The organism is Serratia sp. 25CWL12 (assembly GCF_055790885.1).
Map to the genome: position 1 here is coordinate 611,472 of NZ_CM147698.1, position 18,971 is coordinate 630,442.

Annotated in this window: 14 protein-coding genes; 9 read left to right on the plus strand and 5 right to left on the minus strand. The window is 49.9% G+C overall.

Annotation, left to right across the window (positions count from 1 at the left end; genetic code table 11):
• Nucleotides 1-107: 107 nt before the first annotated feature.
• The 5 genes from aceE to yacL all read left to right on the plus strand — a co-directional run bounded on the left by aceE (nucleotide 108) and on the right by yacL (nucleotide 9,502).
• Nucleotides 108-2,771 carry a pyruvate dehydrogenase (acetyl-transferring), homodimeric type gene (gene aceE, locus ACX9GV_RS02785; RefSeq protein ID WP_473196977.1) on the plus strand — a complete coding sequence of 888 codons (2,664 nt, stop codon included), beginning with the start codon at nucleotides 108-110 and terminating at the stop codon, nucleotides 2,769-2,771.
• 13 nt (nucleotides 2,772-2,784) lie between these two features.
• Nucleotides 2,785-4,380, plus strand: a complete 1,596-nt coding sequence (gene aceF, locus ACX9GV_RS02790) for a pyruvate dehydrogenase complex dihydrolipoyllysine-residue acetyltransferase (RefSeq protein WP_473196978.1) — start codon at nucleotides 2,785-2,787, stop codon at nucleotides 4,378-4,380.
• A 298-nt stretch (nucleotides 4,381-4,678) separates the two neighbouring features.
• Entirely contained in the window at nucleotides 4,679-6,103 is a 1,425-nt protein-coding gene (gene lpdA / locus ACX9GV_RS02795; RefSeq protein WP_473197964.1) for a dihydrolipoyl dehydrogenase, read from the plus strand.
• A 291-nt stretch (nucleotides 6,104-6,394) separates the two neighbouring features.
• Nucleotides 6,395-8,992, plus strand: a complete 2,598-nt coding sequence (gene acnB, locus ACX9GV_RS02800) for a bifunctional aconitate hydratase 2/2-methylisocitrate dehydratase (protein WP_473196979.1) — start codon at nucleotides 6,395-6,397, stop codon at nucleotides 8,990-8,992.
• A gap of 147 nt (nucleotides 8,993-9,139) precedes the next feature.
• Nucleotides 9,140-9,502: a protein YacL gene (gene yacL / locus ACX9GV_RS02805; protein WP_473196980.1), complete on the plus strand. Its 363-nt coding sequence runs from the start codon at nucleotides 9,140-9,142 to the stop codon at nucleotides 9,500-9,502.
• A gap of 65 nt (nucleotides 9,503-9,567) precedes the next feature.
• Here the strand turns inward: yacL and ACX9GV_RS02810 are convergent, their stop codons facing one another.
• The 4 genes from ACX9GV_RS02810 to ACX9GV_RS02825 all read right to left on the minus strand — a co-directional run bounded on the left by ACX9GV_RS02810 (nucleotide 9,568) and on the right by ACX9GV_RS02825 (nucleotide 13,792).
• Nucleotides 9,568-11,436, minus strand: a complete 1,869-nt coding sequence (locus tag ACX9GV_RS02810) for a DUF3857 domain-containing transglutaminase family protein (protein ID WP_473196981.1) — start codon at nucleotides 11,434-11,436, stop codon at nucleotides 9,568-9,570.
• Nucleotides 11,437-11,614: 178 nt separating this feature from the next.
• The gene (speD, locus tag ACX9GV_RS02815; RefSeq protein ID WP_023489552.1) at nucleotides 11,615-12,409 is read right to left on the minus strand and encodes an adenosylmethionine decarboxylase; all 795 of its coding nucleotides are present in this window, start codon (nucleotides 12,407-12,409) and stop codon (nucleotides 11,615-11,617) included.
• A gap of 26 nt (nucleotides 12,410-12,435) precedes the next feature.
• Nucleotides 12,436-13,299 (minus strand): polyamine aminopropyltransferase, encoded by an 864-nt coding sequence (gene speE, locus ACX9GV_RS02820; protein WP_473196982.1) that lies wholly within the window; start codon nucleotides 13,297-13,299, stop codon nucleotides 12,436-12,438.
• Between the two features lie 145 nt (nucleotides 13,300-13,444).
• A complete protein-coding gene (locus ACX9GV_RS02825) occupies nucleotides 13,445-13,792 on the minus strand; it encodes a YacC family pilotin-like protein (RefSeq protein ID WP_037383575.1) in 348 nt (115 codons plus the stop codon).
• A gap of 187 nt (nucleotides 13,793-13,979) precedes the next feature.
• Between ACX9GV_RS02825 and cueO the strand changes: the two genes are divergently transcribed.
• Together cueO and hpt are read left to right on the plus strand one after the other, a co-directional pair.
• Nucleotides 13,980-15,611 carry a multicopper oxidase CueO gene (gene cueO, locus ACX9GV_RS02830; RefSeq protein ID WP_473196983.1) on the plus strand — a complete coding sequence of 544 codons (1,632 nt, stop codon included), beginning with the start codon at nucleotides 13,980-13,982 and terminating at the stop codon, nucleotides 15,609-15,611.
• A gap of 135 nt (nucleotides 15,612-15,746) precedes the next feature.
• Nucleotides 15,747-16,283 carry a hypoxanthine phosphoribosyltransferase gene (gene hpt / locus ACX9GV_RS02835; RefSeq protein ID WP_023489548.1) on the plus strand — a complete coding sequence of 179 codons (537 nt, stop codon included), beginning with the start codon at nucleotides 15,747-15,749 and terminating at the stop codon, nucleotides 16,281-16,283.
• 38 nt (nucleotides 16,284-16,321) lie between these two features.
• On the opposite strand, the gene can is transcribed toward hpt, so the two are convergent.
• Entirely contained in the window at nucleotides 16,322-16,981 is a 660-nt protein-coding gene (gene can / locus ACX9GV_RS02840) for a carbonate dehydratase (RefSeq protein ID WP_023489547.1), read from the minus strand.
• Between the two features lie 193 nt (nucleotides 16,982-17,174).
• On the opposite strand from can, the gene ACX9GV_RS02845 reads away from it, so the two are divergent.
• On the plus strand, nucleotides 17,175-18,098 hold the full coding sequence (locus tag ACX9GV_RS02845; protein ID WP_473197965.1) for an ABC transporter ATP-binding protein: 924 nt from the start codon (nucleotides 17,175-17,177) through the stop codon (nucleotides 18,096-18,098).
• Nucleotides 18,095-18,865, plus strand: coding sequence for an ABC transporter permease (locus ACX9GV_RS02850; RefSeq protein WP_023489545.1), 771 nt, complete (start codon nucleotides 18,095-18,097; stop codon nucleotides 18,863-18,865). Before ACX9GV_RS02845 ends, ACX9GV_RS02850 begins: the two co-directional genes overlap by 4 nt.
• Nucleotides 18,866-18,971 lie beyond the last annotated feature (106 nt).

Below are 18,971 nucleotides of genomic sequence, written 5' to 3' on the forward strand. Positions count from 1 at the left end.
TAAAGTAGAAACCGATACCCAAGTTGATTCGAGTTGTAGCCAATAACACTGCCGCTTGAGAAACGATGGGAATAAACAAAACCATTAGACAGATAAGGAATACCACCATGTCAGAACGTTTAAACAATGACGTGGATCCGATCGAAACTCGCGACTGGTTACAGGCGATCGAATCGGTCATCCGTGAAGAAGGTGTTGAGCGAGCTCAGTTTCTGATTGATCAACTCTTGGGGGAGGCCCGCAAAGGTGGTGTTAGCATTGCTGCGGGCGCTGGCGCTAGTAAGTATATCAATACCATTGCGGTAGAAGATGAACCCGCCTACCCCGGGGACCAGGATCTGGAACGTCGTATTCGTTCCGCGATCCGTTGGAATGCGGTCATGACGGTACTGCGTGCTTCCCAGAAAGATCTGGATCTGGGCGGCCATATGGCTTCTTTCCAATCCTCAGCTACCTTCTATGAAGTCTGCTTTAATCACTTTTTCCGTGCCCGTAATGCCAAAGATGGTGGTGATCTGGTTTACTTCCAAGGTCATATCTCCCCTGGCGTTTATGCTCGTGCCTTCCTGGAAGGCCGCTTGACCGAAGATCAAATGAACAATTTCCGTCAGGAAGTTCATGGTAAAGGGCTCTCTTCTTACCCGCACCCTAAACTGATGCCGGAATTCTGGCAGTTCCCAACAGTCTCTATGGGGTTAGGCCCCATCAGCGCTATCTATCAGGCTAAGTTCCTCAAGTATCTGGAGCATCGTGGTCTGAAGGACACCTCAGGACAAACCGTTTACGCTTTCCTGGGTGATGGCGAAATGGATGAGCCAGAATCCAAAGGGGCGATCACTATCGCTACCCGCGAAAAGCTGGATAACCTGGTGTTTGTCATCAACTGTAACTTGCAGCGCCTCGATGGCCCAGTTACCGGTAATGGCAAGATCATCAATGAGCTGGAAGGTATCTTCGCGGGTGCTGGCTGGCAGGTATTGAAGGTCATCTGGGGTGATCGCTGGGATGAGTTGCTGCGCAAAGACACCAGCGGCAAACTGGTTCAATTAATGGGTGAAACCCTGGACGGCGACTATCAGACCTTCAAATCCAAAGACGGCGCTTATGTGCGTGAGCACTTCTTTGGTCGTTACCCGGAAACTGCTGCCTTGGTGAAAGACATGAGCGACGATGAGCTCTGGGCACTGAACCGTGGTGGTCACGATCCGAAGAAAATCTATGCGGCACTGAAAAAAGCGCAAGAGACCAAAGGTAAAGCGACAGTTATCCTGGCCCATACCATTAAAGGTTACGGCATGGGTGAAACCGCAGAAGGCAAAAATATTGCCCACCAGGTGAAGAAAATGAACATGGAAGGCGTTCGCCATTTCCGTGATCGTTTCAATGTGCCGGTTGCCGATGCTGACATCGAAAAACTGCCGTACGTCACTTTCGACAAAAATTCTGCAGAATCCCAATATCTACACCAACGTCGTCAGGCACTGGAAGGCTATGTTCCTACTCGCCTGCCAGCGTTTACCGAGAAACTGGAAATGCCAGCACTGGAAGAGTTTGCCCCATTGTTGGAAGAGCAGAATAAAGAAATTTCTACCACCATCGCCTTTGTTCGTGCTTTGAACGTGATGTTGAAGAACAAGTCGATCAAAGATCGTCTGGTGCCAATTATCGCTGATGAAGCGCGTACCTTTGGTATGGAAGGCTTGTTCCGTCAGATTGGTATCTACAGCCCGAATGGTCAGCAGTACACGCCGCAAGATCGTGAGCAGGTGGCGTACTACAAAGAAGACGAGAAAGGGCAGATTCTGCAGGAAGGGATCAACGAACTGGGGGCTGCTTCTTCATGGTTGGCTGCTGCCACCTCCTACAGTACCAACGATCTGCCGATGATCCCGTTCTATATCTACTATTCGATGTTCGGTTTCCAACGTATCGGTGATCTCTGTTGGGCTGCTGGCGACCAACAAGCTCGTGGTTTCCTGATTGGCGGAACTTCAGGCCGTACTACGCTCAATGGCGAAGGTCTGCAGCACGAAGATGGTCACAGCCATATTCAATCGCTGACGATCCCTAACTGTATCTCCTATGACCCGGCTTATGCGTACGAAGTAGCTGTCATCATGCATGATGGTCTGGTGCGGATGTATGGTGACGCGCAAGAAAACGTCTACTACTACCTGACCACACTGAACGAAAACTACCATATGCCAGCCATGCCTAAGGGCGCTGAAGAAGGCATTCGTAAAGGGATCTATAAGCTGGAAACCTTGGAAGGCAGCAAAGGCAAAGTACAATTGCTGGGTTCAGGTGCCATCTTGCGTCATGTTCGTGAGGCAGCTCAGATCCTGGCGAAAGACTATGGTATCGGTTCAGATGTATTCAGCGTGACTTCGTTCACCGAACTGGCGCGTGAAGGTCAGGATTGTGAGCGTTGGAATATGCTGCATCCAACCGAAGCGCCACATGTGCCTTACGTTGCTCAGGTGATGAGTGATGCACCAGCAGTCGCGGCGACCGACTACATGAAGCTGTTTGCAGAGCAGATCCGTAACTTCATCCCGGCAACGGATTACTGTGTACTGGGTACTGATGGTTTCGGTCGTTCTGATAGCCGTGAGAACCTGCGTCACCACTTCGAAGTCGACGCTACTTATGTCGTGGTCGCGGCCCTGGGCGAATTGGCTAAACGTGGTGAAATCGATAAGAAAGTGGTTGCGGAAGCTATCGCCAAATTCAATATCGATGCAGATAAAGTCAACCCGCGTTTGGCATAAGAGGTAAAGAACAATGTCTATCGAAATTAAAGTGCCGGACATCGGTGCAGACGAAGTTGAAATCACCGAAATTCTGGTGAAGGTTGGCGATAAAGTTGAAGTAGAACAATCGCTGATCACGGTGGAAGGTGACAAGGCTTCTATGGAAGTTCCCTCGCCACAAGCTGGTGTGGTGAAAGAGATCAAAATTGCTGTGGGTGATAAAACCACCACGGGCAAATTGATCATGATCTTTGACGCTGCCGGGGCCGCTGGGGCTGAAACAGCTGCACCAGTCGCCAACAGCGCGGAAAAACCAGCGGTGGTTGCTGCTGCGGTAAGTGCTGACCAAGACGTTGCGGTGCCCGATATTGGCTCTGATGAAGTGGAAGTCACTGAAATCCTGGTGAAGGTAGGGGATGTGGTTGCCGCCGAGCAGTCACTAATCACTGTCGAGGGCGATAAAGCCTCGATGGAAGTTCCCGCGCCATTCGCTGGTACGGTTAAAGAGATGAAAATCAATACTGGCGATAAAGTGAAGACCGGTTCCCTGATTATGGTCTTTGCCGTGGCTGATGCGGCGGCTCCGGCTGTGGCCGTAGCGGTTGCCGCACCTGCACCTGTTGCCAGCGCACCCGCTGCTGTGGCTCCGGCTGCACAACCGGCACCAGTTGCTGATACCAACCGTGGTGAGTTCACTGAGAACGAGGCTTACGTTCATGCTACCCCAGTCATCCGCCGCTTGGCGCGTGAGTTTGGTGTTAACCTGGCGAAAGTGAAAGGTACCGGGCGTAAAGGCCGTATTCTGCGCGAAGACGTTCAGGCTTACGTGAAAGACGCGGTTAAACGTGCGGAAGCTGCGCCGGCTGCGGCTGGTGGTGGTCTGCCTGGTATGCTGCCATGGCCGAAGGTGGACTTCAGCAAGTTTGGTGAGATCGAAGAAGTTGAAATGGGCCGTATCCAGAAAATTTCTGGTGCCAACCTGAGCCGCAACTGGGTGATGATCCCCCATGTAACTCACTTCGACAAAACGGATATCACTGACCTGGAAGCGTTCCGTAAGCAGCAGAACAGTGAAGCAGAAAAGCGCAAACTGGATGTGAAGTTCACACCAGTGGTGTTTATCATGAAAGCAGTTGCTGCCGCCTTGGAACAGATGCCACGTTTCAACAGTTCTCTGTCTGAAGATGGCCAAAAGTTGACACTGAAAAAATACATCAATATTGGTGTGGCAGTGGATACGCCAAATGGTCTGGTAGTGCCGGTGTTCAAGGACGTGAATAAGAAAGGCATTGTGGAGCTTTCCCGCGAGTTGATGGCTATCTCCAAAAAAGCGCGTGACGGTAAGCTGACGGCCGGTGAAATGCAGGGCGGGTGTTTTACCATCTCCAGTTTGGGTGGTATTGGGACGACCCACTTTGCGCCGATTGTTAATGCGCCGGAAGTGGCTATTCTGGGGGTTTCCAAGTCGTCTATGGAGCCAGTGTGGAATGGTAAAGAGTTCATGCCACGCTTGATGATGCCGATGTCTCTCTCCTTCGACCACCGTGTGATCGACGGAGCTGATGGCGCACGCTTTATCACTATTATCAATAATATGCTGTCTGATATTCGCCGTCTGGTGATGTAATGAATCAAGGGGCGGTAGAGATGCTGCCCCTTTTGCAATTCAGTCGCGGTTCTGACGAGTTTTACATGACTCGACAGAATTGTTGCGACACGGGTCACTCGAACACGCTTTGCAGCTTATTAACAATTCTGTAAACTGCTTATACACAAAATAATTCGATTTATTTGATGTCAGGCAGTAGAAGCGGGTTAGTCAAGGACGTCTTTAAAGCACAAGTAACGCTAACAATGCAGCAACTTGAAAGACGCAGGGGATATATAAACGTCTGACCCGGCGGACAAACAATTAAGAGGTCATGATGAGTACTGAAATTAAAACTCAGGTCGTGGTAATTGGGGCGGGCCCGGCAGGTTATTCTGCTGCTTTCCGTTGCGCTGATTTAGGTCTTGAAACCGTTCTGGTTGAGCGTTATCCCACGCTGGGTGGGGTTTGTTTGAACGTGGGCTGTATCCCTTCTAAAGCATTGCTGCACGTTGCCAAAGTGATCGAAGAAGCCAAAGCGCTGGCTGAGCACGGCATTGTTTTCGGCTCGCCGAAAACCGACATCGATAAAGTGCGTATCTGGAAAGAAAAAGTGATCACCCAACTGACCGGTGGCCTGGCGGGTATGGCTAAAGGCCGTAAAGTGAACGTGGTCAATGGTCATGGCAAGTTTACTGGCTCCAACACTCTGCTGGTGGAAGGGGAGAATGGTGCAACCACCATTAACTTCGACAATGCCATTATTGCTGCAGGTTCCCGCCCAATCCAACTGCCATTTATTCCCCATGAAGATCCACGCATCTGGGATTCAACCGATGCCTTGGAGCTGAGAAGCGTTCCTGAGCGTTTGCTGGTGATGGGGGGCGGTATTATCGGCCTGGAGATGGGTACGGTATACCATGCACTGGGTTCAAATATTGATGTGGTTGAAATGTTTGATCAGGTGATCCCTGCTGCTGACAAAGACGTAGTTAAGGTCTTTACCAAGCGGATCAGCAAGCAGTTTAACCTGATGTTAGAGACCAAGGTTACCGCCGTAGAAGCCAGAGAAGATGGCATCTATGTGAGCATGGAAGGCAAGAAAGCACCTGCTGAACCACAGCGTTATGACGCCGTATTGGTTGCCATTGGCCGTGTACCTAATGGTAAGCTGCTCGATGCTGGCAAAGCAGGCGTGGAAGTTGACGATCGTGGCTTTATCCATGTTGACAAGCAACTGCGTACCAATGTGCCGCATATTTTCGCCATTGGTGACATTGTGGGTCAGCCGATGCTGGCACACAAAGGTGTCCATGAAGGCCATGTCGCTGCCGAAGTTATCGCTGGCATGAAGCACTACTTTGATCCGAAAGTGATCCCATCCATTGCTTATACCGAACCCGAAGTTGCATGGGTGGGTATGACCGAAAAAGAAGCCAAGGAAAAAGGCGTTAGCTACGAAGTGTCGACCTTCCCATGGGCAGCTTCTGGCCGTGCTATCGCTTCTGATTGTGCTGATGGTATGACCAAACTGATTTTTGACAAAGAATCCCACCGTATCATCGGGGGCGCGATTGTCGGCACTAACGGCGGTGAATTGCTGGGTGAGATTGGTTTGGCTATCGAGATGGGTTGCGATGCAGAAGATCTGGCATTGACTATCCATGCGCACCCGACTTTGCATGAATCTGTCGGCTTGGCAGCAGAAATCTACGAAGGCAGTATCACTGACCTGCCTAACCCGAAAGCCAAGAAGAAGTAATTTTTGCGCTCTTGCGGTTAATCAGCGGCTCCTATATAGGGGCCGTTTTTTTATGTGTCGCTTTTTATGAGTTAAGCTGAGGTGTTGCCAGCGTCAACGGCTTGCCAGACGATTACACCGCCCGCAACGATTCAGCAAAGATTTGATGTTGCTTTTATGTGAAGGAATTAACAACGGTTTTAAAGCCTGCTATGCTGGCTGAGTCAAACGAGGTGCTGTACCTTGCCACCCAGATAACAGTGCCTGTCAGGAACAATCATAATCAATAACAATGTGAGCGAGGAGAACGTCGTGCTAAAAGAATACCGTAAGCACGTAGCCGAGCGTGCTGCAGAGGGTATTGTCCCTAAGCCGTTAGATGCGATACAGATGGCTGCATTGGTCGAGTTATTAAAAAATCCGCCAACAGGTGAAGAAGAATTTTTGTTAGACCTGCTGATTAACCGCGTACCACCAGGCGTTGATGAAGCTGCCTATGTTAAAGCCGGTTTTTTGGCCGCTATCGCGAAAGGTGAAACCACTTCTCCTCTGATTACTCCAGAAAAAGCCATCGAGTTATTGGGTACTATGCAAGGCGGTTATAATATTCATCCGCTGATTGATGCATTGGATAACGAAAAGTTGGCACCGATTGCCGCCAAGGCACTTTCTCATACCCTGTTGATGTTTGATAACTTCTACGATGTGGAAGAAAAAGCCAAGGCCGGTAACGCCTTTGCCAAGCAGGTCATGCAATCTTGGGCGGATGCCGAATGGTATCTTTCACGCCCTAAGCTGGCAGAAAAAATTACCGTCACTGTATTTAAGGTCACCGGTGAAACCAATACCGATGATCTCTCACCAGCACCAGATGCCTGGTCACGTCCCGATATTCCACTGCACGCCTTGGCGATGCTGAAGAACGAACGTGAAGGTATCACGCCAGATCAGCCTGGTAGCGTTGGCCCGATCAAACAGATTGAACAACTGAGCAAAAAAGGCTTTCCATTAGCCTATGTGGGCGATGTGGTGGGTACCGGTTCTTCTCGTAAATCTGCCACCAACTCGGTGCTGTGGTTTATGGGGGACGATATCCCTTATGTGCCGAACAAGCGTGCTGGCGGTGTGGTACTGGGTGGGAAAATTGCCCCTATCTTCTTTAATACCATGGAAGATGCAGGTGCATTACCCGTCGAAGTCGATGTTTCTAACCTGAATATGGGGGATGTTATCGATATCTTCCCATACCAGGGGGAAGTACGGAACCACCAAACAGGCGAAGTGTTGGCCAAGTTTGAATTGAAGACCGATGTGTTGCTGGATGAAGTGCGTGCTGGTGGGCGTATTCCACTGATTATTGGCCGTGGCTTGACCACTAAAGCGCGTGAAGCCCTTGGGTTGCCACACAGCGATGTCTTCAATGTTGCTAAACCGGTTGCCGCTAGCAATAAAGGTTTTTCACTGGCACAGAAAATGGTTGGCCGTGCTTGTGGTGTCGCTGGTGTTCGCCCAGGTGAATATTGTGAGCCCAAGATGGCTTCAGTGGGCTCGCAGGATACCACCGGCCCAATGACGCGCGATGAGCTGAAAGACCTGGCTTGCCTGGGTTTCTCTGCTGATCTGGTGATGCAGTCATTCTGCCATACTGCGGCTTATCCTAAGCCGGTGGATGTGGTCACTCATCACACCCTGCCTGATTTTATTATGAACCGCGGTGGCGTTTCCTTGCGTCCTGGTGACGGTATTATTCACTCGTGGTTGAACCGGATGCTGTTGCCGGACACTGTGGGCACCGGTGGTGATTCACATACCCGTTTCCCTATCGGGATCTCTTTCCCTGCGGGTTCTGGCCTGGTGGCGTTTGCTGCCGCGACCGGCGTCATGCCGCTGGATATGCCGGAATCAGTATTGGTACGCTTCAAAGGTAAAATGCAACCCGGGATCACCTTACGTGATCTGGTTCATGCCATCCCTTACTATGCTATTCAGCAGGGCCTGCTGACGGTTGAGAAGAAGGGTAAGAAAAATATCTTCTCTGGCCGTATCCTGGAAATCGAAGGTTTGCCTGAGCTGAAAGTGGAACAGGCATTTGAGCTGGCGGATGCTTCTGCTGAGCGTTCTGCTGCCGGTTGTACCATTAAGTTGGATAAGGCGCCGATCCAGGAGTATCTGAATTCCAATGTCGTGCTGCTGAAGTGGATGATCGCTGAAGGTTATGGTGACCGTCGTACCTTGGAGCGCCGTATTCAAGGGATGGAAAAATGGTTGGCCGATCCACAACTGCTGGTCGGTGATGCCGATGCCGAATATGCCGCAGTGATTGAAATTGATCTGGCGGATATCAAGCAACCTATCCTGTGTGCGCCAAATGACCCAGATGATGCGCGCTTGTTGTCCGATGTGGCTAACAGCAAGATCGATGAAGTCTTTATCGGCTCCTGCATGACCAACATCGGTCACTTCCGTGCGGCAGGCAAGTTGTTGGAGCAGCATAAAGGCCAACTGCCAACCCGTTTGTGGGTGGCACCGCCAACCAAGATGGATGCGGCTCAACTGACTGAAGAGGGCTACTACAGCGTCTTTGGCAAGAGTGGGGCGCGTATCGAGATCCCGGGTTGTTCACTCTGTATGGGCAACCAGGCACGGGTAGCGGATGGCGCGACCGTGGTCTCTACCTCAACCCGTAACTTCCCGAACCGTTTGGGAACCGGAGCCAACGTTTACCTGGCTTCCGCGGAACTGGCGGCAGTGGCTGCTCTGTTGGGGCGCTTGCCAACGCCAGATGAATATCAGAGTTATATGGCACAGGTTGATAAGACGGCAGCGGATACTTACCGTTATCTGAACTTTGACCAGTTAAGCCAATATACTCAGAAAGCAGATGGGGTGATTTTCCAGACTGCGGTATAAGTCAGCGTATTATTATCTCTAGTATTATCGGGGGACCTGCGGGTTCCCCTTTTTTGTCTTGGTCGCTAAATCTGTTATGCAAAGTAACTTGAGTACAGTCGCCAATTAGCGTTTAAACTTATAAAAACGACTCAGGGGGAACAGGCTATGGATTACGAATTTCTGCGTGATGTCACTGGCCAGGTGGTTGTCAAATTTTCTATGGGGCATGAGGCGATTGGTCACTGGATCAATGAAGAGCTGAAAGGGGATCTCAATATACTTGATCAGATTGAGGCCGCAGCGGCGGAGCTTAAAGGCAGTGAGCGTCAGTGGCAGTTAGCCGGTCATGAATATACGTTGCTACTGGATAGTGAAGAAGTGATGATCAGAGCCAATCAACTGGAATTTGAGAGTGACGAAATGGAAGAGGGAATGAATTACTATGATGAAGAAAGCCTCTCTTTTTGTGGTGTAGAAGACTTTCTGGCCGCGCTGCAAGCCTACCGCCATTTTATGCTGAATCACTGAATTCAGATGTGGTGATGAGAAGGCAGGGCTGCCCTCTCATCACGATAATTAGCCCATCTGCGGGGCTAAGCTTTCACGGGCTGCATCACCAAACGTAGCTTTTTGACGCAATCATCCCCTTGTTCGATCAGTTTGCCGAAGGGTTCGCTGTTGATCTCATCGTGGCTCAACCAACTGACTTTCTGCACTTCCCGGTAGCGATAGTGGTAACCCGCTTTGCTGGGTTCTGCTTGTAAATCAATATCGAACCAGGGGGAGCGTATCTGGCAATGGTGCGCTGGCTCCTGGGTCTCCCCTGATAAACTGACGTCATAGGAGATGGTCTGCGGGTCCCCCAGGTAGATATCTGCCAACTGCCCCTCAAGGCGATAAGTAGAGAAGGCACGCCAGTTTTGGGCCAGACTCTGGCGATGGTAGGTATATTGCCCCCCGATAAGCTCCAGGCCATGCAGGTCGGTCAGCTTGGCCTCAATGTGATACTGGGGCGGGATGACAAACTGGCTCTCATCACGCTGCAAACTACAATCGCTGACTTGATTCGCAAAATTGCGACAGAGCATTTGATCAACGCTGGTGCGTCCATCCTGGTGGTCAGCGACGCTAAGTTGCATTAGCGGGATATTGGAGAGTTCTACGCTTGCTTGGATTTTGGCTTGACCGTCGTGGGTATATTGTTCGCTACGGGTGACACGCACGGTGTCATCGGGGTTTTCCAGGGGGATATTCTCTTGCCGAACCTGACCCGCCTCACCTAGCACCAATACCCAGCGCTGCTGAAGGTCATGCATGGTACGCCCAGGAATAAACGCCGGGTTGGTGGGATCAAGCCACCAGATGTTGCCATCGACTTCTGCGCGCACTATGGCATGGTTGGGGGCGTAGATGCCTGGAATCAATAAGTTTGGCGCGACATCGCCACGATTGACTAAAGCGGTTTCTGCTTTTATACCGACTGCTTTGAGCATGGCGGTGAGCATGGTAGCCAAGTCTTTGCAGTCCCCATAGCCATTGCGCTCGATTTCGGCCAAGGTAAAGGGAATGTAGCCGCGTTCGCTGCTGCGCCAGTCACCGAGATAGCGGTAGTTATTGTTGATGTATTGCATCAGCGCGGCAACCTGTTGTGCCGCAGGTTTACCTTGGTTAGTGGCAACAGCAGCTGCCATATTTTGCGGCAGTTCGGCGGCCAGCAACTGATTATAACGCTTGGCTAAAGCAGACAGATTGTCCTGTAGATCAAGTGAACTGCCTAATTCCAGGCGAGGTATCTGCCGGAAGTAACTACTGTCCGCTTCGTTGATATAGTTCAAATAGTACGGGGATGACTTAAGGCTGACCTTGACGCTTTTTTTATCGTCACTCTGTTCAATGTGGTAAGCCTCCATCTTCTCACTGCGTATCAGGATTGGGCGTTCAGCAGTGAATTCTGCCTCAAAGCGATCATAACGTACGGGTATTGCCCCCAGACCAAGTACGTAATGGAATTGGCTATTTAAAGGTTTGGCGACAAAATGTTCACGTAAGGTATAGCTGATACGAGTGCCAACGCGCAGATTGGGGAAGGCCAGGGAAATCTGTTTTTCTCGCAGAAAACCTTGATCAGGGTTCGGAGCCATGCGCGTATCGATCTGTGACTCTGCCAAGGGGACTGGCTGTTCACCCGGTTGGGTCACTTCTGCTTTCTCAAGTGTCAGGGTGTCATTTTCCGCATAATTGCGGTCAATACGCGAGAGCATTTCACGCCCGTTGGGTTTGAGTATGGTAAAGCTGTAGGTAGTAACACAATCGGTACTGTTATCCGTATTGAACTGGCAATGGCGCTCTGTCTCGCCCGACAGAGGTGCCTCTTCAATCGGTTGTAAGGCGGCAAATACGGAAGTGGTGGTTAGCAACAGACTGTAAGCAACTAGGGAGAGCGGGAAGGAATAACGGTGCATTAATACCTCGTAGAGAGTACTTGAATAACGATATACCTATCGTCTTCAAGCTGCCGCAGTGTTGGCTAAGGCTGTGCGCCCCAGTCACATAGCGTTTATGCTCGTGGGGACTTATTCACTTGCCGCCTGGCCGCAACTTGAATGAACCCGGCGGTAAGCCTGGATAGGTAATGAGATGTTATAGCTGTGGGATGTTCCGCCCGTAGTAGATTTCCTGCATCTCTTTCCATAGCAGAGCAGTGATCCTTTTCCGTTCAATTTCGTTGAGCGCTTCCGGCTGAGCATTAAACAGGTAATGCTTCAGATCAAAATCCTTCAACAGCATCTTGGTGTGGAAGATGTTTTCCTGATAGACGTTCACATCCATCAGGTGGTACAGCGCTTTCATATCTTCGGACATAAAGTTCTGGATCGAATTGATCTCATGATCGATGTAATGTTTCACACCATTTACGTCGCGAGTAAAACCACGTACCCGATAATCCATGGTGACAATATCGGATTCCAACTGGTGAATCAGATAGTTCAGCGCTTTTAACGGTGAGATGACCCCACAGGTAGAGACTTCGATATCGGCACGGAAGGTACACAGACCGCCTTGCGGGTGACTTTCGGGGTAAGTGTGGACGCAGATATGGCTTTTGTCCAGGTGGGCAACCACCGTATTAGGCAACGGACCAGGGTGTTCCGAAGTATCCACATCTTTAGGGTCAACGGGTTCTTCGCTAACCAGAATAGTGACACTGGCCCCTTGGGGGTCATAATCCTGGCGTGCAATATTCAGAATATTGGCACCGATGATCGAGCAGGTCTCACTGAGGATCTCGGTCAGGCGGTTGGCATTGTACTGTTCGTCAATGTAGGCGATATAGCCGTCACGGTCATCCGTGGTCTTGGCGTAACAGATATCGTAAATACAAAAACTCAGGCTCTTGGTCAGGTTATTAAAGCCGTGCAATTTGAGCTTATGCAATTTGGCTCACCTCCTTATCTTCTCGCTTAACGTGGTACGTCTAGTGCATTGAGTAAATACTGTGGCAGAGCAAAACTGCCGATGTGAATTGCCGGGTTGTAATAACGGCAGTGTAATCCACTCTGATTAAAGCGCTGTTGTAGCGTGGTTATGTCCAACTGGCGTAATGCCGGGTTCTGGCTGGCCCAGGCAAATGTCATGATCCCGCCGTAGTAAGTAGGAATCGCGGCCTGGTAAAAGCTGACATCATTAAAATATTGGCTTAATCGGCTATGGCTGTTGACCGCTTCATCCTGTTGTAGAAAACAGACACCGTTTTGCGCCACAAAGATACCGCCTTCATTCAGGCAGCGAGCGCAACCTTGATAGAATGCGGAAGTGAACAGGCTTTCACCGGGGCCGATGGGGTCGGTACAGTCAGAAATAATGACATCAAATTTGTCTGTGGTCTGATTAACAAAGTTGACGCCATCGTCGATCACCAGTTTAAAACGCGGATCATCATAGGCTCCCGCATGGTGATTAGGCAGATACTGACGGCAGAACTCCACCACACCGGCGTCAATCTCCACCATGGTGATTTGGCGAACGCCCGGATGACGGCTCACTTCACGCAGCATACCGCCATCGCCACCGCCAATAATCAATACATTGCTGGCATGACCATGTGCCAATAAAGGGATGTGGGTCATCATTTCGTGATAGATAAATTCATCACGTTCAGTGGTTTGCACGACGCCATCCAGGGCCATTACACGTCCGAGTACCGAATTTTCGAAGATCACCAGATCCTGATGTTCGGTCTGTTTACGATAAAGCACCTTCTCAACAGAGAAGTATTGGCCGAAATTGGCATGAAGTGTCTCATACCAAATATCTTTCTGGGTCATGTGAGGGGTTACTCCGTGATAACAGCCATGAAAAACGGGCGCAACATGATAAACCGGACCTGCGGCAAATTACAAACTTGTCCGACTTGTCTAGCGCTTCACTCAGCTTGCGTTCACCGCTGGGTTTTGCTGTGGGGGAGACAACCTAGTTGGCGTAAGTGAGCAGGTTTAATGAATCGCGTGCCAGCAACTTGCACTTGTTGGGTGTAGGAATGGCAATTCCACTGAGGTCACGATAACTCTCTTCCCCCAGCATTTTCATATTGAAACTACTGTAATTACTTAAATCCCAACGATTTTGCCGAGCAAAAAAGACAATAGCTCGTTTGATTTGCTCATTAGGCAGATCACTGTAGCCGCAATTGCTTTTTAGATAGACAAACACCGCGGTCAGATCAGCAAGATCTTCAGCTTCGGCTTCATTAAGGGCCAGACTGGCTTTGGAGAAGCCTAGCATTGTCAGCAATAGCATCAATAACGTTGTTTTTTTCATCATCAAAGTAGACCTGTGCAATATGTGCTGACGTTACCATATTTGCCTGTAAAGGCACCAAGTTTTATTACTGTAGCTTAACTTTTTTAAAGATAAAGGCTTGACCTTCCTCTAAGGGGAGGCTTTACGCTAAAGGATTCAAACAGCGATGATGAATTTTTCGAACACTGAGAAAAGGGAGTCTGAAATGTTGCGTCGTGATTTTATCAAATTAACTGCCGCGCTCGGGGCTGCTAGCACGTTACCATTATGGAGTCACTCGGCCTGGGCGGCGGGTCGGCCATCCCTACCCATTCCCCCCATTTTAACCCCTGATGCCCAAGGTAAAATTTCGTTGGTCATGCAAACGGGGCAAATGAACTGGTTACCTAACGTGGCGACTCAGACTTGGGGCGTTAACGGCGCGTTACTTGGCCCGGCAGTGCGCTTGCAACGGGGGCAGTCGGTCACGGTAGATATCCATAATAAATTGCCGCAAGCCAGCACGCTGCACTGGCATGGGCTGGAGATCCCGGGGGATGTTGATGGGGGGCCACAAGCCTTGATTCAGCCGGGTAGTACGCGCACTGTGGCTTTTACTGTTGATCAAAGTGCTGCCACCTGTTGGTTTCACCCCCATACACATGGGACAACCGGTCAGCAAGTGATGAAGGGGTTAGGCGGATTAGTCCTGCTGGAAGATGACGAAAGCAGTCAGTTACCGTTACCCAAAACCTGGGGCCAGGATGATTTCCCGGTGATCTTGCAAGATAAACGCTTGGATAAAGCGGGGCAGATCGAATATCAATTAGATGTTATCAGTGCTGCGGTAGGCTGGTTTGGTGACCGCATGTTTACCAACGGTGCCCTCTATCCACAACATATCGCGCCACGCGGTTGGTTACGCTTGCGTTTCCTGAATGGCTGTAATGCCCGCACTCTCAATCTGGCAGCCAGTGACAATCGGCCGTTATATGTGATTGCCAGTGACGGCGGATTTCTTGCCGAGCCGGTAAAATTGACTGAATTGCCGATTTTTATGGGGGAACGCTTTGAGGTCATGGTCGATGCGACGGATGGTAAGCCATTTGATATTGTCACTTTGCCCGTGAAGCAGATGGGCATGACATTAGCGCCATTCGATCAACCATTGCCAGTATTACATATTCAACCTTCCTTGGCTCAGGGCATCAAATCAATGCCTGACAGTTTAGTCAAACTTCCCGTGTTGCCTTCATCAAGTGGGGGACCAGAGCGATTCTTACAACTGATGATGGATCCGAAACTCGACATGATGGGTATGAAAGCATTGATGGATCGCTACGGACATCAGGCGATGGCGGGCATGAGTATGAACCACGGCAGTTCAAACCATAACATGGCAGAAATGGATCATGGAAAGATGGATCATGGAAAAATGGATCATGGTGATATGCAGGGTATGGATCATAGCAAGATGAGCGGCATGAAGCAGAATCACTCATCGTTTGATTTCAGTCATGCCAATACCATCAATGGCAAAGCGTTCGATATGAACAAGCCAATGTTTGAAGCCAAACGTGGTCAGTATGAGAAATGGACCATTTCTGGAGAGGGCGACATGATGCTGCACCCGTTCCATATTCACGGCACGCAATTTCGCATTCTGTCAGAGAATGGTAAGCCACCAGCGGCTCATCGTGTGGGTTGGAAGGATACCGTGCTGGTTGAGGGCGCACGCAGTGAAGTCCTGGTACGCTTTAATCACTTGGCTAATGCGCAGCAGCCTTATATGGCTCATTGCCACCTGCTGGAGCACGAAGATACCGGCATGATGTTGGGCTTTACTGTTACCGCTTGATAGACCTGCCATTCTGCAAGCGACAGCGTGAATGAGGGCCTGTTGTAGGCTCTCACATCGCCACTGTTTGCCAGCTATGTTAAACTTTGGCAACGTGTTCCGGTAATTGACCTAAAACTATTTGACCTAAAAACCATGAAACATATTGTAGAAGTAATGATTTCCGAGCAGGAGATACGTACCCGCGTCGCCGAACTTGGGCAGCAAATCAGTGAAGATTACCGTCATAGTGGTAGTGAGATGGTGCTGGTTGGGCTGCTACGTGGCTCTTTTATGTTTATGGCCGATTTGTGCCGCGCTATTGAGGTGCCGCATGAAGTGGACTTTATGACCGCCTCCAGTTATGGCAGCGGCATGTCGACCTCTCGAGATGTCAAGATCCTCAAAGATCTGGATGAAGATATCCATGGTAAAGATGTGTTGATCGTGGAAGATATTATCGACTCCGGCAACACCTTGAACAAAGTGCGCGAGATTTTGGCATTGCGTGGGCCAAAATCCTTGGCGATTTGTACCTTGCTGGATAAACCTGAGCGTCGAGAAGTGGACGTCCCGGTGGAATATGTCGGTTTCTCTATCCCAGATGAGTTTATCGTTGGCTATGGCATCGATTATGCCCAGCGTTACCGCCATTTGCCCTACATTGGTAAAGTGGTCATGTTGGATGAGTGATTAAACGATGGGGGCCACAAGGTGGCCCCCATCAGGCGCTAGGATACACCTTTGTCACGGGTGAGGGTGGCTATAGCCTTGCGGTAGCCCATCTCCAGGCTTTCACGGCTGGTGGCGGTGACCTCCAGATTGTGTAAACGACCATCCTGGATCCCATAGACCCAACCATGAATCATCACTTTCTGGCCACGTTTCCAGGCAGACTGCATAATGGTGGAATGGCCCAGGTTATAAACCTGTTCAATCACATTGATTTCACACAGGACATCCAGGCGTTGTTCTGGCTCCAGTTCCCCCAGCAATGAACTGTGCTTGTACCAGAGGTCGCGAATGTGCAGCAGCCAGTTGTTGATCAGCCCCAGTTCCGGGTTTTCTACCGCTGCTTCCACACCACCGCATCCCAAGTGACCACAGATAATGATATGTTCAACCTCGAGCACATCAACGGCATATTGCACTACGGACAGGCAGTTCAAGTCAGTGTGAATGACCAGGTTTGCCACATTGCGGTGGACGAACAGTTCTCCCGGCTCCAGGCCAGTCAAACGCTCTGCGGGTACTCGGCTGTCGGAGCAACCTATCCATAAGAATCGTGGTTTCTGCGCCTGGGATAACCGCTCAAAAAAGCCAGGATCTTCTAGCTTGATGTTAGCGGACCAGGTTTGGTTGTTGGCTATAAGCGTTTCGATTTCTTTCATGGCAGTGATTGACCTGTGATGAACGAATTGCGTTGATGTAATATAGGGTAAGCATCACAATTTGGAAATGGAAACCGTACAGCTATTTTTTTGCGTGGGGTAGGTTTCCTATCGCTATAGCTTGCTGGCAACTCGAGCAAACTCGGGTATATGCTAGCAAAATACTTATCTTCACAAGGCACTCTCATCAATGATGGATTATGCACTGGAAATAGCGCAGTTGACCAAAACTTATGCCGGTGGCGTAAAGGCATTGCGCGGTATTGATCTCAAGGTAGAGGCAGGGGATTTTTATGCTCTGTTAGGACCCAATGGTGCTGGGAAATCAACCACCATTGGGATTATTAGTTCGCTGGTCAACAAAACTTCAGGCACTGTGCGGGTGTTCGGTTACGATATTGACAAAGATATTGTCAATGCCAAGCGTCAGCTTGGGCTGGTGCCACAAGAATTCAATTTCAACCCGTTTGAGACGGTATTTCAGATTGTCGCCAATCAGGCCGGTTACTATGGTGTTGAACGTCGCGAGGCCCATGCACGGGCAGAAAAATATCTTAACCAGCTCGATTTATGGGATAAGCGTAACGTGCGGGCTCGTATGCTTTCTGGTGGTATGAAGCGCCGGCTGATGATTGCTCGTGCCTTGATGCACCAACCAAAATTATTGATCCTCGACGAACCCACTGCCGGGGTGGATATTGAGTTGCGCCGTTCGATGTGGGTTTTTTTGAAAGAGCTGAATGCGCAAGGCACCACGATTATTCTGACTACACACTATCTGGAAGAAGCGGAAATGCTGTGCCGAAACATTGGCATTATTCAGCATGGCGAATTGGTGGAAAACACCTCAATGAAAGGGCTACTGTCGAAGCTCAAGTCAGAAACCTTCATTCTTGATTTGGCAGCCAAAAGTCCATTACCTAAGTTGGAGGGGTACCAAAGCCGTTTGATTGACACCTCGACGCTTGAAGTAGAAGTGATGCGTGAACAAGGTTTGAACTCGCTGTTTAGCCAATTGAGTGCCCAAGGGGTACAGGTGCTGAGTATGCGAAACAAGGCTAACCGGTTGGAAGAGCTATTCGTCAAACTGGTGAATAGCCATGGAGAAAAAGCATGATGCATTTGTATTGGGTGGCTTTGAAGAGTATCTGGGCGAAAGAGATTAACCGTTTTACCCGTATCTGGGTCCAGACGCTGGTTCCTCCGGTGATCACCATGACGTTGTACTTTATTATTTTTGGCAACCTGATTGGTGCGCGAATTGGCGAGATGCATGGTTTTGATTATATGCAGTTTATTGTTCCAGGGCTGATTATGATGGCGGTGATCACCAATTCCTATGCCAATGTGGCAGCATCGTTTTTCAGTGCCAAGTTTCAGCGTAATATTGAAGAACTCCTGGTCGCACCTGTACCGACTCATATCATGATTGCCGGTTATGTGGGGGGCGGCGTGGCCAGAGGTATTTGTGTGGGTATCTTGGTCACCGCCATTTCATTGTTTTTTGTTCCCTTGCAGGTACATGCTTGGTGGGTGATTGCCGTGACACTGTTATTGACGGCGATCCTGTTCTCACTGGGGGGACTACTGAATGCCATATATGCCACTACCTTTGATGATATCAGCCTGATCCCGACTTTTGTGCTGACACCCTTGACCTATCTGGGGGGCGTCTTTTATTCGTTGACACTGCTGCCGCCGGTTTGGCAAATGGTCTCCAAATTAAACCCGATTGTGTATATGATCAGTGGATTTCGCTTCGGTTTTCTTGGCATTGCCGATGTTCCTTTAGCGCTGACCATGGCGGTGCTGGTAGCGTTTATCGTGGTGTTTTATGGGTTGGCCTGGTATCTGATTGAGCGTGGCAAAGGTCTACGCACTTGATGTAGCCATTGAGGTTGCCGGGCGCATTAGCAGCGCCACTGACTCCTTACTTTCCCCAAGCGGGCAGACCTGCGCGTCTGCCCTGTACACATAAAGACATATTCTT

What these genes read in the sequence shown, in the direction of transcription:
- aceF (WP_473196978.1), top strand. Translation starts at nt 2,785, where the DNA reads ATGTCTATCGAAATTAAAGTGCCGGACATCGGTGCAGACGAAGTTGAA.
- can (WP_023489547.1), bottom strand. Translation starts at nt 16,981, where the DNA reads ATGAAAGAAATCGAAACGCTTATAGCCAACAACCAAACCTGGTCCGCT.
- ACX9GV_RS02845 (WP_473197965.1), top strand. Translation starts at nt 17,175, where the DNA reads ATGGATTATGCACTGGAAATAGCGCAGTTGACCAAAACTTATGCCGGT.
- aceE (WP_473196977.1), top strand. Translation starts at nt 108, where the DNA reads ATGTCAGAACGTTTAAACAATGACGTGGATCCGATCGAAACTCGCGAC.
- ACX9GV_RS02810 (WP_473196981.1), bottom strand. Translation starts at nt 11,436, where the DNA reads ATGCACCGTTATTCCTTCCCGCTCTCCCTAGTTGCTTACAGTCTGTTG.
- ACX9GV_RS02850 (WP_023489545.1), top strand. Translation starts at nt 18,095, where the DNA reads ATGATGCATTTGTATTGGGTGGCTTTGAAGAGTATCTGGGCGAAAGAG.
- hpt (WP_023489548.1), top strand. Translation starts at nt 15,747, where the DNA reads ATGAAACATATTGTAGAAGTAATGATTTCCGAGCAGGAGATACGTACC.
- ACX9GV_RS02825 (WP_037383575.1), bottom strand. Translation starts at nt 13,792, where the DNA reads ATGAAAAAAACAACGTTATTGATGCTATTGCTGACAATGCTAGGCTTC.
- speE (WP_473196982.1), bottom strand. Translation starts at nt 13,299, where the DNA reads ATGACCCAGAAAGATATTTGGTATGAGACACTTCATGCCAATTTCGGC.
- lpdA (WP_473197964.1), top strand. Translation starts at nt 4,679, where the DNA reads ATGAGTACTGAAATTAAAACTCAGGTCGTGGTAATTGGGGCGGGCCCG.
- yacL (WP_473196980.1), top strand. Translation starts at nt 9,140, where the DNA reads ATGGATTACGAATTTCTGCGTGATGTCACTGGCCAGGTGGTTGTCAAA.
- cueO (WP_473196983.1), top strand. Translation starts at nt 13,980, where the DNA reads ATGTTGCGTCGTGATTTTATCAAATTAACTGCCGCGCTCGGGGCTGCT.